At 68.4% G+C, this 15558-nt stretch carries 17 protein-coding genes; 9 read left to right on the top strand and 8 right to left on the bottom strand.

What is annotated here, in order from left to right; translation table 11 throughout:
• Positions 1 to 20 precede the first annotated feature (20 nt).
• Positions 21 to 575, bottom strand: coding sequence for a flavodoxin domain-containing protein (locus M1L36_RS05030; protein ID WP_250872619.1), 555 nt, complete (start codon positions 573 to 575; stop codon positions 21 to 23).
• 132 nt (positions 576 to 707) lie between these two features.
• Between M1L36_RS05030 and M1L36_RS05025 the strand changes: the two genes are divergently transcribed.
• Both M1L36_RS05025 and dph2 read left to right on the top strand, forming a co-directional pair.
• Complete coding sequence (locus M1L36_RS05025; RefSeq protein WP_250872618.1) at positions 708 to 1004, top strand: DUF7130 family rubredoxin-like protein; 297 nt, start codon at positions 708 to 710, stop codon at positions 1002 to 1004.
• Positions 1005 to 1115: 111 nt separating this feature from the next.
• Positions 1116 to 2171 (top strand): diphthamide biosynthesis enzyme Dph2, encoded by a 1056-nt coding sequence (gene dph2, locus M1L36_RS05020; RefSeq protein WP_250872617.1) that lies wholly within the window; start codon positions 1116 to 1118, stop codon positions 2169 to 2171.
• 16 nt (positions 2172 to 2187) lie between these two features.
• Here the strand turns inward: dph2 and M1L36_RS05015 are convergent, their stop codons facing one another.
• Positions 2188 to 3207, bottom strand: a complete 1020-nt coding sequence (locus M1L36_RS05015) for an immunoglobulin-like domain-containing protein (RefSeq protein ID WP_250872616.1) — start codon at positions 3205 to 3207, stop codon at positions 2188 to 2190.
• 234 nt (positions 3208 to 3441) lie between these two features.
• Here M1L36_RS05015 and M1L36_RS05010 point away from each other — a divergent pair, with 234 nt between their 5' ends.
• The 3 genes from M1L36_RS05010 to M1L36_RS05000 all read left to right on the top strand — a co-directional run bounded on the left by M1L36_RS05010 (position 3442) and on the right by M1L36_RS05000 (position 6335).
• Positions 3442 to 4065 (top strand): protein sorting system archaetidylserine decarboxylase, encoded by a 624-nt coding sequence (locus tag M1L36_RS05010; RefSeq protein ID WP_250872615.1) that lies wholly within the window; start codon positions 3442 to 3444, stop codon positions 4063 to 4065.
• A 75-nt stretch (positions 4066 to 4140) separates the two neighbouring features.
• Complete coding sequence (locus M1L36_RS05005; RefSeq protein WP_250872614.1) at positions 4141 to 5055, top strand: cell division protein CdpA domain-containing protein; 915 nt, start codon at positions 4141 to 4143, stop codon at positions 5053 to 5055.
• A gap of 143 nt (positions 5056 to 5198) precedes the next feature.
• Positions 5199 to 6335 carry a cell division protein FtsA gene (locus M1L36_RS05000; protein WP_250872613.1) on the top strand — a complete coding sequence of 379 codons (1137 nt, stop codon included), beginning with the start codon at positions 5199 to 5201 and terminating at the stop codon, positions 6333 to 6335.
• A 48-nt stretch (positions 6336 to 6383) separates the two neighbouring features.
• On the opposite strand, the gene M1L36_RS04995 is transcribed toward M1L36_RS05000, so the two are convergent.
• Positions 6384 to 6551, bottom strand: a complete 168-nt coding sequence (locus M1L36_RS04995) for a hypothetical protein (protein ID WP_250872612.1) — start codon at positions 6549 to 6551, stop codon at positions 6384 to 6386.
• 135 nt (positions 6552 to 6686) lie between these two features.
• On the opposite strand from M1L36_RS04995, the gene M1L36_RS04990 reads away from it, so the two are divergent.
• Positions 6687 to 7304, top strand: a complete 618-nt coding sequence (locus M1L36_RS04990; protein ID WP_250872611.1) for an METTL5 family protein — start codon at positions 6687 to 6689, stop codon at positions 7302 to 7304.
• 36 nt (positions 7305 to 7340) lie between these two features.
• Here M1L36_RS04990 and M1L36_RS04985 read toward each other — a convergent pair whose 3' ends face one another.
• Together M1L36_RS04985 and M1L36_RS04980 are read right to left on the bottom strand one after the other, a co-directional pair.
• A complete protein-coding gene (locus tag M1L36_RS04985; protein WP_250872610.1) occupies positions 7341 to 7907 on the bottom strand; it encodes an NUDIX hydrolase in 567 nt (188 codons plus the stop codon).
• A gap of 91 nt (positions 7908 to 7998) precedes the next feature.
• Positions 7999 to 9633, bottom strand: a complete 1635-nt coding sequence (locus tag M1L36_RS04980) for a rhomboid family intramembrane serine protease (protein ID WP_250872609.1) — start codon at positions 9631 to 9633, stop codon at positions 7999 to 8001.
• A 107-nt stretch (positions 9634 to 9740) separates the two neighbouring features.
• Here M1L36_RS04980 and M1L36_RS04975 point away from each other — a divergent pair, with 107 nt between their 5' ends.
• Complete coding sequence (locus tag M1L36_RS04975; protein WP_250872608.1) at positions 9741 to 9971, top strand: DUF6199 family natural product biosynthesis protein; 231 nt, start codon at positions 9741 to 9743, stop codon at positions 9969 to 9971.
• A 25-nt stretch (positions 9972 to 9996) separates the two neighbouring features.
• Here M1L36_RS04975 and M1L36_RS04970 read toward each other — a convergent pair whose 3' ends face one another.
• The 3 genes from M1L36_RS04970 to M1L36_RS04960 all read right to left on the bottom strand — a co-directional run bounded on the left by M1L36_RS04970 (position 9997) and on the right by M1L36_RS04960 (position 12960).
• A complete protein-coding gene (locus M1L36_RS04970; protein ID WP_250872607.1) occupies positions 9997 to 11061 on the bottom strand; it encodes a phosphotransferase family protein in 1065 nt (354 codons plus the stop codon).
• Between the two features lie 80 nt (positions 11062 to 11141).
• Positions 11142 to 11939 carry an aldo/keto reductase gene (locus M1L36_RS04965; protein WP_250872606.1) on the bottom strand — a complete coding sequence of 266 codons (798 nt, stop codon included), beginning with the start codon at positions 11937 to 11939 and terminating at the stop codon, positions 11142 to 11144.
• A gap of 133 nt (positions 11940 to 12072) precedes the next feature.
• The gene (locus M1L36_RS04960; protein WP_250872605.1) at positions 12073 to 12960 is read right to left on the bottom strand and encodes a helix-turn-helix transcriptional regulator; all 888 of its coding nucleotides are present in this window, start codon (positions 12958 to 12960) and stop codon (positions 12073 to 12075) included.
• A gap of 190 nt (positions 12961 to 13150) precedes the next feature.
• Here M1L36_RS04960 and M1L36_RS04955 point away from each other — a divergent pair, with 190 nt between their 5' ends.
• Both M1L36_RS04955 and M1L36_RS04950 read left to right on the top strand, forming a co-directional pair.
• The gene (locus tag M1L36_RS04955) at positions 13151 to 14290 is read left to right on the top strand and encodes a class I SAM-dependent methyltransferase (RefSeq protein ID WP_250872604.1); all 1140 of its coding nucleotides are present in this window, start codon (positions 13151 to 13153) and stop codon (positions 14288 to 14290) included.
• Complete coding sequence (locus M1L36_RS04950) at positions 14287 to 15519, top strand: MFS transporter (RefSeq protein WP_250872603.1); 1233 nt, start codon at positions 14287 to 14289, stop codon at positions 15517 to 15519. The genes M1L36_RS04955 and M1L36_RS04950 overlap by 4 nt, the downstream gene beginning before the upstream one ends.
• The last annotated feature ends 39 nt before the right edge of the window (positions 15520 to 15558 follow it).

The following is a 15558-nucleotide window of genomic DNA, read 5'->3' as shown; positions in this document are numbered from 1 at the left end:
CGGGTTGGGACTCGCCGGGTTTAGGTTTGCCGAAGCTTCGGGAGGTCGGCGGCGATGGCCTCCGCGAACGCCGTCACCGCGTCCCAGTCGGTGTACTCGTAGTCCCGCGAGGTGTCGGTGTCGCCGCCCTCCTTGCGCGCGATGCGGCGCATCAACACGCGCTTGAGGAGGCCGTACTGTGAGTACGCGAGCGCGCCGGCGAAGCTGGCGACGTGGTCCGGGTGCCAGCCGGTCGCGTCGAGGAACTCCGTGGCGAGTGCCTCGGCCGCCGCGACGTGCTCGGGGTCGTCGCTGGCCGCGGAGAGGCTGAGCTGGAAGAACGCCGAGTACCCGTCGTTCAACGTCTCGCGGTGGCGCTCGACGAACGCGCGGACGTAGCCGTGGTGACGACCCAGGTGGATGGGGTCGCCGACGACCACGGCGTCGTACTCGGCGGTGTCGAGGCCCTCCGGGAGCCGCTCGCCGTGGACGAGGTCGACGGTGTGACCGTGTCCCGTGAACACGCCAGCGAGGTGGTGTGCGACCCGCTCGGTCTGTCCCTCGGACGTGCCGTACACGAGGAGTATCGAGGCCATGTGTTCGTGTCACATCCCGGCGGGCAAACCGTTGCCGTCGGACCACCACGAGCTGCTGAAAGACTCGGAAACAGGAGTCTGAAGACTCGTATCGGCAGTAGCTTGATGCCGACGGAGACGGTTCGAACGTGTATGGCAAACGATATCAGACACACGACGGTGAAACCCGGTCAGCAGGTGTTCGACGAGGCGGGCAACGAACTCGGCATCATCCACGGATTGACCGAACGCGGCTTCCAGGTGCGCATCGACGAGACGGTCGAACACATCGAACTGGAGACCGACCCCGGCCACGAGTTCGGCGAAGGCTACCTGATGTGGCGCTGTTCGGAGTGCGGGGAGATGGGACGACTCGACGGCGGCTACCCCGAGGAGTGTCCGAACTGCGGGACGCCGAAACGCGACATCTACGCCTGGCTGGAGGACTGAGCGGCCGACGAGAGCGACTCTCGACCGGCGCGCCTGCGGTCGGCGTGCCTCGAACCCGCACGGTCACTGCCGACCGCACACGTTTTCAGCGTCCAACCGTTGTCTCCGGCAATGAGTCAGGAATCGCGGAGCGAGTACTCCGAGGGCGACCTGCGCAAGACCGGGATGGCCCTCAAGCACGAGCGGACGTGGGACTACGAACTCGACCGAATCGTCGAGGCAGTCGAGGAACGCGGCGCGGAGAAGGTCGGACTCCAGTTCCCCGAGGGACTGAAACGTCGCGCGCCACACGTCGCCGACGACCTGCGCGAACTGCTCCCCGAGGACACCCGGGTCCTCATCTCCGGCCAGCCGTGTTACGGCGCGTGTGACCTCGACACCTACATGATGCGCCGGACGGACGTGTTCGTCCACTTCGGCCACTCGCCGATGAAGGAGTCGGACAAGATCATCTACGTCCCGCTGTTCTCGAACGTCGAGGTCGAACCCATCATGGAGGAGTCCCTCGACGAGCTGTCGGACCCCGAGGAGGACCCCCACGTCGGTCTCGTCACGACGGCCCAGCACATGAACAAGTTCGAGGAGATGAAGGCGTGGCTCGACGAGCGCGGCTACGAGGTCCACACCCGGCGGGGCGACGACCGACTGACCCACGAGGGGCAGGTGCTCGGCTGTAACTACGCCTCCGCGGACATCGACGCCGACCAGGTGCTGTACGTCGGCGGCGGGAAGTTCCACCCGCTCGGGCTGGCGATGGAACACCCCGAGAAGAACGTCGTCATCGCCGACCCCGTCAACAACGTCGTCACCATCGCGGACACGGAGAAGTTCCTCAAGCAGCGCTACGGCGCGGTCCACCGCGCGATGGACGCCGAGACGTGGGGCGTCGTCTTCTGCACGAAAATCGGCCAAGGGCGCTGGGACGTCGCCAACGACATCGTCGAGAACAACGAGAACGCCTACCTGCTGACGATGGACGAGGTGACGCCCGACCGCCTGACGCAGTTCGGCTTCGACGCCTACGTCAACACCGGCTGTCCGCGTATCACGACCGACGACGGCCCGCAGTTCAAACAGCCGATGCTCACCCCCGGCGAGTACCAGATCGCCGTCGGCGAGGAGCCGCTCGACTCGCTGTCGTTCGACACGTTCCACGGCACCTGGTAGACGGTAGTGCTGCGGTCTACTCGTTCTCTTCTGCGCTCATCTCGTAGCTCCGACCGTCGTACTCGAACCGGCCCGTCGAACGCACCCCGAACGGAGGTGTAGAGCCGGTCGTCCCCGTCAAGCGTACCGACTCGACGCCGTACTCGGTCGACAGGGCGAGCGCGTCGCGGAGCGGGCGTGGGTGGACGTTCGGTTGGAGCACCTGCTCGGTGATGAGTCGGTGGTCGGCGTTCTCGTCGACCCGCGTGAGAACGAACGTCGCCTCCGAGGAGTACTCGCCATCGTGCCCACCGGTCCACCGGGCGGAGAGCGTCTCGCCGTCGACCGACGCGTCGTTCACGTCCCCGGTGGTGGTCAGTTCCGCAGGCGGTGCATCGATGTCGACCGTCGCGACCGTGGCAGTCTGCCCCTCGTGGTCATCGTTCGAGAACCAACCCACGTTCCCGAACGCGTAGCGACCGCCACCGAGTCCGCCGACAGTCACCTCGTCTGCACCACCGCCGGTCCCCCCGGGGTCTTCGGAGTGTGCGAGCGAGACGGACCACGTGTAGCTCTCGCCACCGGGCATGACCATGAGCGGTTCGGGCCAGCCGTTCGGTGCGACGTGGAACCACTCGCCGTCGACTCGTTTGTGAAGCCTCCCCGCGAAGTGGTTGAACTGGTACTCGGCGTCCGTATCGTTGTGGAGCGTGAACTCGACGTCGGCCGGGAGTTCGACCGACGACTGCGATGCGGCCATCCGCAACGGGACGCCGTCCGGTGCGGCGGCCGTACAGACGACTCGTGACGCGTCGTAGGTGGGGCAGTCGCCGGGGTACGACTCCAGATTCGGCGGGGCGGTGTCGTCGGTCGCCGGTGGGTCGGTGGGTTCGGTCGCCTCGGGCCGTTCAGACGTGTTCGTCGGGCCGGTCGTCGTCCGGGGCGTGCCCGTCGCATCGTCTGTCGTCCCATTCTCCGTGGCGTCGCCTGGCGAGGAGTCGGAGAGACACCCAGTCAGACCGACCGCCGCGAGCGCGAGGACCTGTCGACGTCGCATACGGGGACGACCTGTCGTTCCGATAAGTGTCTTCCCGTGGCTCAAATCGACGCCGAGAGGTCCGCCACGACGTCGTCGGCGAAGAACGACTCCACTATCCGGGCGTCCTCGGCCGTGAGCGCGTCCGTCTGTGGTCGGCCGACGGCGACGGGGTCGATGACGGCCCGTGACTGCCAAGGCGCGGTTCCGGAGCGAGTCAGTAGGGTTGATACGGTACACGGACCGAGTCGGCGTATGTTCGACGACTACGCCCCCGACGGGGCGAAGTACGCTACACTCGCGCTGGTGGCGGGACTGCTCGGAGCACTCCGCTCGCGTGTCGCTGGCGTTCTCGGCGTCGCGCTGGCCGGGTTCGTCCTCCAGTTCTACCGCGACCCGGACCGACAGACCGCGCCGGTGGGCGTCGCCTCGCCCGCCGACGGCCGCGTCTCGGTGATTCGCGAGGAGGACGACTGCCTGCGCGTGGGCATCTACATGAGCGCGACCGACGTCCACGTCAACCGCGCGCCGCTGGCCGGCACCGTCCAGGGGGTCACCCACCGGCCCGGTGCGTACAAGCCCGCGTTCTCGAAGGAATCGGACAACAACGAGCAGTTGCAGGTCGACTTCGAGGCGTTCAGCGTCGTCCTCATCGCCGGGTGGTTCGCCCGGCGCATCCACCCGTACGTCGGGGTCGGCGACCGGGTGGAGAAGGGCGACCGCATCGGCCACATCTCCTTCGGGAGTCGTGCGGACGTCCTGCTCCCGTCCGAGTACACCGAAGAGGACCTGGCCGTCGAGATGGGCGACCGGGTCTACGCCGGGCAGACGGCACTCGCCTACAGCGCCGCGGAGCGCGAGTTCCTCGACGAGCAGTAGCCACGCCTCGGGACCAGTCGCGTGTCAATTCCCATAGGCCCAACAATCATATACTCCAACTCGTAAGGGCCTGTAATGAGTGACGAAGGCGGTATCGAGACGACACTGGTCGAGTGGTATCGACGCTTCATCGGGGAACCCGAGCGGCAGATAGACGTCTACGCCGGGTTCGCGCTCTTCTTCGGCGGGTTGGCGCTCGGGCTCGTCGGCTTGACACTGTTCGTCGCCGAGCGGGTGGCGTTCGGGGCCGAGAAGACGTTCTGGCTCCGCGAAATCGCGTTCGCGGTCGGGGCCTCGGGGCTCCCGACGCTGTTCCTCGGGGTCACCGTCCTCCTCCCGCTGGACAAGCGGGCGCGCATCGGCGCGCTCGCGGGCGAGGCGTTCAGTCTCGTCGCCATCGCGCTGTTCGTCTGGGCGCACCCGTCGCAGTGGAACGCGGACACGGGAACCGACTACAGCGTGGAAGGGGTCGGTCTCTACGCGCTGGGCGTCGTCGTGGTCGTCGCCGCAACGTTCGCGGCGCTGGTGAGCTACCACGTCGAACGTGCCGCCCCCGACGAGGTCGTCGCACAGGCGACCGAGGAGGAGACCGGTCCCGACGTGACCGACGAGGACGTCCGACGCGACATCGACGAGGCGATGAAGAACACCGAGATGACGTGGGGCGGCGTCCCGAAGGATAACACCCGCCGCATCAGCCTCGAAGCCGACACCGAGGGCCTGGACACGTCCGGGTTCGACGGTGTCGAAGCGAAGTCCCACCGCTCGGGGGGGAACGCCGTCGACGCCGCCGTCGCCGGTCTCCAGGGGATGCGCGGCGGGGACTCCGCGCGCAAGACCGCCCGCGGGTCGAGCACCGACGACCAGGCCGCCGCGCTCGCCCAACTCCAGGAGCAGAAACGCCAGGACGAGGAGCGCGAGGAGAAGATGGAGAAACTCAACAGCGGCGGCGTGTTCGGTCGCCTGAAGTCGCTATTGAACCTCGGCTAGCCCGACGAGAACCGCAGTCACGAGCCGCCTTCGCGCTACTTTTCGAACGTTTCGCTCGTTTGAGCAACGGCAGACGAGATTGTTGAATGCGAGTCTATACGAGTAGAGAGAAACTTTATATTGGTTTACTCATAGCACCGAACATGGCGAAAGGCCTCGACGTTGGTACGATGAACATCATCTCCGGGAAACAGGACGACAGCGACACCGTGTTCGTCCAGCAGCGCAACTCCTTCGTGGAGATCGAACACTCCGATATGGCCGAGCAGATGCTCTCTCGCTCGGACGTCCTGCACATCCGCAAGGACGACAACGTGTACGTCGTCGGTGACGACGCACTCAACTTCGCGAACATCTTCAAACAGGAGACGCGCCGTCCGATGCAGCGCGGTATCCTCTCCTCGGACGAGAAGAGCGCCATCCCGATGATCAAGCTCATCATCGAGCAGGTCGCCGGTGAGCCGGACTACCCCGGCGAGCGCATCCACTTCTCGACGCCCGCGGACCCCATCGACTCGGACCTCTCGACGCTGTACCACCAGAAGACGTGTGAGTCGTTCCTGTCGGACATGGGCTACGAGCCCGAACCCATCAACGAGGGGATGGCCGTCATCTACAGCGAACTCGCGGACAACAACTTCACCGGTCTCGGCGTGAGCTTCGGTGCGGGGATGACGAACATCTGCCTCGCGTACTACGCGGTGCCCGTCATGACGTTCTCCATCGCCCGCGGTGGGGACTGGATCGACGAGCAGGCCGCCCGCGCGACGGGCAAGCCCGTCGACAAGGTCACCTCCATCAAGGAGGACGGCTTCGAACTCGACTTCAAGACGGACGTCGGCGGTGTGGAGGGCGCGCTCGCCATCTACTACGAGAACCTGCTCGACTACGTCATCGAGAACATCGCCCGCGAGGTCGACGACGAGGACGTCGAGGAAGGTCTCGACGTTCCCGTGGTCGTCACCGGCGGCACGGCGTCGCCCGACGGCTTCGAGAAGCTGTTCGAGGACCACCTCGACGACGCGCACCTGCCGTTCTCGGTCAGCGGTGTCAAGCGCGCCGACGAACCGCTCTACAGCGTCGCCCGTGGCTCGCTCGTCGCCGCCCGCTCCGAGGAGGAGCGCGAGAAGCCCCAGAAGAGCCAGCCCGTGAAGTCCTCGAACTCCAACGGCAACCCGTCGAGCAACGGTAACTCCTCGAAGGGCAAGTCGAAGTCCGCGAAGTCCTCGAAGGACAAGAACTCGAAGAAGAGCAAGTCCTCGAAGAAGCAGAGCCAGTAAGCGGTTTCGAGCGACGGTCTACGAACGACTTTTTCGGCGGAGTACGGTTCAGGTGTCGTTGAAGCGGTCGAGCGCCGCCTGCCACGATTCGATCTCTTTCGGCTCGCTCCGGTGTTCGACGGAAACCCCCAGATACCCACAGCGTTCGCACGTCACCGCTCGCTTGCCGGCCAACGTGTAGGATTCCAGCGGTGACTCACAGCGCGGACAGTCCATACGCGCCCGTTCGAGTGAGGGGGTATGAATCTAACTTGTGAGCCCGGCGTCACGAATCGAGGGTCGTTCCCCGCCCCACGCCGCCGTCACGGCACGTCCCGGAACCCTTTCGCACCACGGCGGCGAACCCCGGCTATGGACCGCGGGACGCTCGAACGACGACTCCAACGACTCGACGGGTTCGCCGACCCGCGCGTCGAGTTCGAGCAGTACCCGACGCCACCGGACATCGCCGCTCACCTCGTCCACCTCGCGGCGCTCCAGGGCGACCTCGCACGCCCGGTCGTCGACCTCGGGAGCGGCACGGGCGTCCTCGCGCTCGGGGCCGCGCTCGCGGGCGCGCCCTCGGTCGTGGGCGTCGAACGCGACGCCGACGCCATCGCGACCGCCCGCGAGAACGCCGCGCGACTCGAACTCCCGGCCGACTCCGCCGTCACGTGGGTTCGCGGCGACGCGACGCGCCCGCCGCTCTGCCCCTCGGCTGTGACCGTCGTCTCGAACCCGCCGTTCGGTGCTCAGCGGGGGAACGAACACGCCGACCGCGCCTTCCTCGCCGCGACCGCCGACCTCGCGACCGTCTCGTACACGATTCACAACGCGGGGTCACGCGGGTTCGTCGAGTCGTTCGTCGCCGACCGCGGCGGCGAGGTGACCCACGCGTTCGCCGCCGCGTTCGACGTCGACCGACAGTTCGCGTTCCACACCGACGACCGGCGGACGCTCGACACCGAAGTGTTCCGAATCGAGTGGTGAGCTCCGAGGCGGACGGACGACCCTGATGGAGACCACTCAGCCCTCCAGCACCGACCGGAACTGCTCGTGGTCGGCGTGCCAGTCCTCGACGGTCTCGGGGTCGCGGTACGCGACCGCCAGCGACTCGTGGGACGGGTCGACGTCGCCCCCGACGACCCGACACCGATACGGCAACTGAAGCTGTCCGTGCGGACCGTGCGCGCCGGGGCGGCGCGTGAACACGCCGAGGGACTCGACGGCCTCGACGACCAGGCCGGTCTCCTCTCTGGCCTCGCGGACGACGGCTTCGGTGGGTGACTCGCCGGGGTCGACCCAACCGCCGGGGATGCCCCACGTCCCGTCGTCGGCGCGGTGCTGGAGCAGGAGGCGACCGTCGTCGTCCGTGACCACGGCGATGGCACCGACCTTCGTCGTGACGTGGCCGACCTCGTCGGCGAACCGGTCGCGGACCTCGTCCGCGGGGAGGTCGAACGCCTCGCCGTAGTACTCGCTGGTCAGTGTGAGGACGCGCTCCCAGCGTTCTTCCTCCCACGGGTCCTCGGCGTATCGGCGGCCGTTCTGTGCGAGCGTTCGGAGTTCGTCGAAGAGCGGCGCGGGGTCCATCGGTCGGTGCTCATCGGCCGTCGTAAAGAGTGCTGGGCCTCGTAGTGGGTGTACGGCGGGTAGCCGTCGGGTGGCCCTCGGGTCGCCGGGCTCAGTTCCGCGGGCGGACCGCCACCGTCACGCGCGTGCCGTCGTCGGTGGTCGCCACCACGCGGCGGTCCTCGCGGACGAACGTCAACCCACCGGCGCTGGTGGAGTTGTTCCCGACCGGCACGGGGGCCTCGCCGATGACCTCGTCGCCGCGGGTGACCCGCAACGAGAACTGCCGGCCGGGGACGACGGTGACGTTCCGCCCGGTGATGGTCGGGTCCGCGCGGGACGGTTCGGAGACGTACGCGAGTCGGGTCGCCTCCTCGTGGTGGAGGTAGACGACGTACGCCGAGCGGTTGCCGACGGGGGCCCACGAGACGTAGTCGGCGGTGATCGACTCGCGCCAGCCGACGCCGCCGACGCGGACGAGCGCCCGACCGCTGTTCGCCAGTCGGTTCGTCGAGGTGACGGGCCACCATATCTCGCGGTCGTCGCTGACGACGATGACGCCGCTGGCGTTGACGTTCGAACTGACCGCAGAGGAGTCGATGGCGACCGACGAGATGTACTGGTTGGGGACGTCGTGGGCGTAGAAGACGGTGTAGTCGCCTACCTCGACGCTGTTCGTCTCTGTGACGCCCGCGTCGGGGTTCGCGACCGTGAACAGGTTGTACGGGACGGCGACGACCGCGAGCGCGACGGTCACCGCGAGCACCAGTCCGATGGCCGTCTCGCGGTAGCTCAGGTCGAGTCGACCGACGAACGAGCGGTCGGCCGCCCGGACCGCGCTGGTCACCAGCGCCGCGAGGACGAACACGAGCGCCGCCCCGGCCGCACGGTACAGTTCGTAGCGGCCGCCGTCGAGCGGGGCGTACACCGCCCACATCCCCTGGGCGACCGAGAACAGCAACGCGCCGGCGAACAGGCGGAGCGCGGGCGGCCGCTCGTCGACGTGCCGGACGTAGAGGATGCCGAGCACGGCACCGAGGAACAGCCCCAGCGCGTGCCCCTGGATTGCGATACTCGCCCACCACGGCGTGATGAACGCCGACCGACCACCCTGCGTGAGGATGGGGTTCTGGACGGCGGAGTACAGCAGCGAGACGACGCCGCTGGCCGAGAGCGCGACGACCGTCGAGAGTGGGTAGCGCATCAGCGCGAACCCGGCGAACGCGAAGACGACCCCGGAGAAGCCGATGGCGGGGCCGAGCGCGAACACGCCCGTCAGCACGCCGACGGCGAGCGTGCCGACGACGAACACCGCGATACGGCCGAACGGGTTGGTCAGCAGCGAGGTGAACGTCTGGATGCCGCGTTCGCGGGGGTAGTGGCCCCACGCGTACTCCGCGACGGAGGCCAGCGTGAGCGTCGCGAACAGGTTCCCCGTCAGGTGGCCCAGGCTGGCGTGAGAGAACGGAGCGGTGAGGATGCCTTGCGGATAGAAGTACGACCACGCGCGGAACGGGATGACCATCGGGGCGTTCGGGCGCTCCCACCCACCCTGGACGACGAAGTACACCGCCAGCACGAACCCGGTGACCAGCAGCGTCCCCCAGGGGACGCCCAGCAGGAGTCGGCGTCGGAGCGTCGCGCCGACCCCGCCCTCCGAGAGGGCGTGGACGACGGCCAGCGACGCCAGCATCGCGCCGAGGAGACCGAGCGTGTGGAGCGTCTCCGTCCCGGGGACCGCGACCATGGCACTCCTCTGCATCCGAGTGCCTTCAGTGGCGTGGTCGGCGTCTCCGCCGTCGGTTTCGTCTCCCGTCGACCGAACGCTTAGGGCCGTCCGGACGAACGGGCGGTATGGTCGAACCCTCCACCGTCGTGTTCGGTTCGCTCGCGGGTCTCGCGGGACTCGCGCTGGCGACCAACGCCGAGACCGTCGCGCGGTTCGAAGAACGACTGGACGCCGTCGGCAGTGCCCGAGACGGACCCGTCGCCCCCGCCGAGTGGAAGGTCCACGGTCACCGGGCGCTCGGCGTCGTGCTGGTGCTGGTCGGTGCGCTGTTCACCGTCGCCGGCTTCCTGCGCTGAGTCGTCGGGAGAACCGTCTGGACCCTCAGAGCGGTTCGTCGCCCTCGATGATGCGCGTCGCGCGGTCGGCGAGCGCCGGGACGCGTTCGCGCATCGTCGGGTACATCGGGTCGTCGGAGTTGCCCTCCAGGAACCGCCGGAAGAACATCTCGCCGAGGCCGGCGAGTTTGTACACCGCGAGCGCTCGGTAGAACCGCTCGTGCTCGAACTCGAAGCCGGTGCGTTCCTCGTAGCGTGCGACGAGGTCCTCGCGGGTGAGGTACTCCTCGCCCTCCATGAACTGCGCCGTGAGTTCCGGGACCGACGGGTCGGGGTCTTTCGCGTCGCGCCAGTACGACAGCATCCACCCGAGGTCGGTGAACGGGTCGCCGAGCGTGCTCATCTCCCAGTCGAAGACGGCGACGAGGTCCGGGTCGTCGCTCGGCCCGTACATCACGTTGTCCAGTTTGTAGTCGCCGTGGACGAGCGTGCTGGGAGTCTCCTCGGGGACGTTGTCCGAGAGCCACTCCATCACGTCGTACAGCTTCGGCACCTCCCGCTCCTCGACGGTGACCTCGAACGCCCACATCAACTGCTTGGTCCAGGTGTCGACCTGCCGCTGGGTGAACCCCGGCGGGTAGCCGAACTCCTCCAGGCCGGCCGCTTCGTAGTCGACGTCGTGAATCTCGACGAGGCCGTCGACGAGTTCACGGCCGATAGCCGCCTTCGCCTCGGGGGTCTCGAAGCGCTCGGGGATGCCCTCGCGGAGGACGTCGCCGTCGACACGGTCCATGACGTAGAAGTCGCTCCCGATGATGTCGTGGTCCTCGCTGGCGGCCACCGTCGTCGGGAGGGGGATGCCGGTGTGCTGGAGCGCGTTCATCACCTCGTACTCCCGGAGCACGTCGTGGGCGTTGTCGGCGATCTCGCCCGGCGGCGGCCGGCGAATCACGAGGTCGCGAGCGCCCCAGGTGACGAACAGCGTCTCGTTGGAGTGGCCCTCCTGGTGGTGTTCGACGTGGTACTCCTCGGCCGAACCGAGTTCTCCTTCGAGGAACTCGGCGAGGCGGTCCACGTCGACGATTCGGTCGAAGTACTCCCCGTCGCTCATTAGCACACGAGTCGGAACCGAACGACGAATAGCTTCCGGCGCGGTCGGCGGGGTTCGACTCCGAACGCGTCCACGCGGCGTCAGTTCCAGGGGGCGCGGTCGGGGTCGAACCGTCGAGTCCGCTCGTCGATGGCGTCCAGTCGGCCGAGCGCCGACTGCGGGAGGTCGAGGTCCTTCGCCTCGAAGTTCGCGCGCAGGTGGTCCTCACCGGTCGCCTTCGGGATGGGGACGACCTGCTCTTTCGAGAGCGACCACGCCAGCAGGAGTTCGTAGACGCTCACGTCGTGTTCCTCGGCGACGGCGACGACGGTCTCGTCGTCGGTGACCGCACCGCGAGCGAACGGCCCGTACGCGACCAGCCAGTGGTCGTCGTCGCGAGCGTACTCGCGCAGTTCCTCTTGGGGGAGGAGAGGGTGACACTCGACCTGGTGGGCGAAGATGGGCGCGTCCAGCACGTCGCGCGCTTCGTCGAGCAGGTCGGGCGTGAAGTTCGAGAGACCGACCTGCTCGACGAGACCCTCGTCGACCAACTGGTCGAACGCGGGGAGGGTCTCCTCGGCCTCGTAGGCCTTCGTCGGCCAGTGGACGTACAGCAGGTCTATGGTGTCGACGCCGAGTCGGTCGGCGCTCTCGCGAGCGGTCTCCAGCACGTCGTCGTGGCCGAGGTTCTCGGGGAGCACCTTCGTCGCGACGAACACCTCCTCGCGGGCGACGTCGCTGGCGTCGAGCGCCTCGCCGACTGCCGCCTCGGTGTCGTACATCTGGGCGGTGTCGACGTGTCGGTAGCCGACGTCGAGGGCGGTCTGCACGCTCTCGACGCACTCGTCGTGGCCGTCGTAGCCCGACGTGCCGAGGCCGGGTCGTGGCAGGTGGTCCATACGGACGCCACTCGCGAGACGAGTAAAAAGCCGGGCCATGCACGCAAACGGTGGGGGGTATCGGTGCCGGGCCGGTGGTGGGAACTGCCGTCAGCGACACGACCGGCGGGGAGGACCGACGGAGCGACCGCGCTCACCCGACGGTGTCGAGGTCCAGTTCGGTCGGCGACGTCGAGCGGTCGTCGAGCGGCGTCGAGTCGCTCTTGTACGCCTCGAAGGCCCGCTCGGCCCACTCCCGAGCGGTGCGGTCCTCGGAGTCGACGAACACGCGGAGCGTGCCCGTGTCCTCGTCGTACCCGCCGATGCCGACGCAGTCGTCGAGGACGAGAAGCCCGTACGGGAGCGCGTCGCGAGCGTACAGCGCGAGTCGGCCCGAGTCGCGCAGGTCGTCGATACGGTCGGGGTACGCCGCCGCCAGCGTGTCGATGGACGCGGGCAGACCGACGAGTTCGGCGTTCGCGTCGAACAGGCGGTCGTAGAACTCCGGGACGCCCGGCGGGACCATCGCCGTCGCATTGAACCCCCGGAGCGTCGTCGAGTCGGCGACGAGGTCGAGGATGCGCCGCATCGGCCGGAACGGGTCGCCGGGGTCGGCGACGGTGACGGTCGCCTCCGCGAACGGTTCGACGACGAACTCCTGGTGGTCCGCACAGACGTGTTCGAGCAACGGCGCGAGGCGGTGGGCGGCCGAGACGTTGTACTCCAGCCTGAGCACCTCCTCGGCGACGACCTGGCCGGGACCCGTGAGTTCGAACCCGCCCGCCACGCGCCGGAGGTAGCCCTCCTCGTCGAGCCAGCGGGTGAACCGGTGGCTCGTCGCCCGCGAGACGTCCAGTCGGGCCTCGATGTCGCGGTGGTCGAGGGGGCCGTCGAGGACCAGAGCTTCGAGAATCGGCCCGTGGCGGACCACCTCGACCAGGTCGTCGGTCGAGAGGCGCTCGCCGCGCTCGGCCAGTCGATAACCGATGTTCCGCCGCGCCACCACCTCCTCGAAGAACTCGTCGAACAGTCGGGATGTCATGCGTGTGGTAGCCCGACCGCTCGGGCCACCCCTCCGTGTGAGTCGTTGTGCGAGCGTGCGGATAACCCTATCTCACGGCTCGATACCGGTCTCACGCGGAGAGAGTCGTCTCACGCTGGGGACGCTCGAACCGCCCGCGACCGTCCGCACGGTAGGTGACTACAACCTGAGAGGTCGCTTACGAGCGCTCATGGCGACCACTGACGAGACGGCCACCGACGCGTTCGCGGAGCGACTGTACGAGGCCGCCGTCGGGGCACTGGACCTCTACGGCGTCTACCTCGGCGACGAACTCGGGTACTATCGCGCGCTCGCCGACGGCCCGCTGACCGTCGCCGACCTCGCGGCGCGGACGGGGACCGACGAGCGCTACACCCGGGAGTGGTGCGAACAGCAGGTGACGACCGGTGTACTCCGAACCGAGTGGACCGACGACACCGACGACGCCGACGAGCGGCACTACGAACTCCCGTCGGCGTACATCGAGGCGCTCGTCGACGAGGAGAGCCTTTCGTTCGTCGCCCCGTTCGGGCAACTCGTCGTCGGAGCGATGGCACCGCGCGAAGCCATCCTCGACGCCTACCGGACGGGCGCGGGCGTCCCGTTCGAGGCGTACGGTCGGCCGTTGCGCGAGGGGCAGTCGCGTATCAATCGGCCGGCGTTCCTCACGCTGCTGGGCGAGGAGTGGCTCCCGGCTCTCCCGGACGTCGACGAGCGACTGCGCTCGACCGACCCCGAACCCGCACGCGTCGCGGACGTCGGCTGTGGCGGTGCGTGGTCGTGCATCGGGATGGCCCGGGCGTACCCCGAGATTCGGGTCGACGGCTACGACCTCGACGCGGCGTCGGTCGAGATGGCCCGCGAGAACGTCCGCGAGGCGGGGCTGGACGACCGTATCTCCGTCCACCACGCCGACGCGAGCGACGCGCTCGACGGCGACTACGACCTCGTGACGGCGTTCGAGTGCGTCCACGACATGGCCGACCCGGTCGGCGCGCTGGCGACGATGGCCGACCTCGCGGGCGAGGACGGTACCCTCCTCGTCGTCGACGAACGTGTCGGCGAGACGTTCGGCGACCCGACGGACGTCGAAGCGATGATGTACGGTTGGTCCATCGTCCACTGTCTCCCGGTGGGTCGCGAGGACGACCACTCCACGGCGACGGGGACGGTGATGCGCGCGGACACGTTCCGCGAGTACGCCGCCGCGGCGGGAGTCGACGAGGTCGAGGTGCTCCCCATCGAGAGCGACTTCTTCCAGTTCTACCGGCTTGACCCCGGCGCGCCAGAGACGCGGGACCGACGCCGCGAACCGGGGATGCCGCGATGAGTTCGACCGTCGCCGAACGGACCGCCCGCATCCCGTGGGACTCGCCGATGGTCCGGGTCGTACTGGCGAGTACGTTCCTCGCGCCGCTGGGCGTGCCGCTCATCAGCCCCGCGCTCCCGGTCGTCAGAGACGCCTTCGGCGTCGGCGACGCCCAGGCGAGCCTGCTCGTCTCGGCGTACTTCCTGACGGGCATCCTGCTGTCGCCCTTCATCGGCGCGCTCACCGACCGCATCGGCCGTCGGCGCGTTCTCGTCGGGAGTCTGGTCCTCTTCGGCGTCACCGGCGGTGCTATCGCCGTCGCTCCCACCTTCGACGTCGTCGTCGGCCTCCGAATCGTCCAGGGGACGGCCGCGGCGGGTATCTTCGTCACGACGGTGACGCTCATCGCCGACGCCTACGAGGGGGCCCAGCGCAACGCAGTCCTCGGGGCGAACATCGCCGTCCTCTCGCTCGGTGCGGCGGTGTTCCCCGTCGTCGGTGGTGCGCTCGTCGCGCTGTCGTGGAACGCGCCGTTCGTGCTCTACCTCGTCGCACTGCCGATGGCGCTCCTCGCGTGGGTCACGCTGGAGGAGTCCGCAGTGGTCGACGGGGCACGTGGGCTCGCGTACGTCCGCGACGCGCTCTCGTCGCTGCCGGTCGTCGACGCCGTCGCGCTGTACGGGGCGGCGTTCGGTCTCGAACTGCTGTTGTTCGGCTCCATCGTGACGGCCGTCCCGTTCTTGCTCGCCAGCGAGGGCGTCCTCCCGGTCGTCGTCGGCGTCGTCCTGCTCTCGACGGAACTCGCCTCGATTCCGGTGTCGATGCTCAACGGTCGGTTCGCCGAACGGACCACGAACGAACTGCTCATCGCGGGCGGGTTCGGCTGTTTCGCGGCCGGCCTGTTCGTCCTGTGGGCCGCGCCGTCGGTGCTCGTCGTCGCGCTGGGTGCCGCCGTCTTCGGGGCGGGGCTGGGCCTGTCGATGCCGGCCATCGACGCCGCCGTGAGCGGCCTCGTCACGACCGAGCACCGAGCGGGCGCGCTCAGCGTCCGCAACAGCGCGACGTTCCTCGGCCGCGCCACCGGACCGGTGCTGTTCGCGGGCCTCGCGGCGACGATGGGCTACGGACCACTGTTGCTGGCGGGTGGCGTCGTCGCGCTGCTCGCGGCCCTCCTGGCGCTGCTCGCGGGACAGGTCACGCGTCGTCGTGCGCGCGTCGAGGAGGGCGAGCGCCCTGCGGGTGGGGCCTGAGCAGTCCCACCGCGCCGCCCCCGCTCGATACGGCCATCG

Source organism: Halomarina rubra, from assembly GCF_023699475.1.
Taxonomy (GTDB): domain Archaea; phylum Halobacteriota; class Halobacteria; order Halobacteriales; family Haloarculaceae; genus Halomarina; species Halomarina rubra.
The sequence above is the reverse complement of the archived record's forward strand: the minus strand, read 5'-3'. Positions and strand labels throughout refer to the sequence as shown.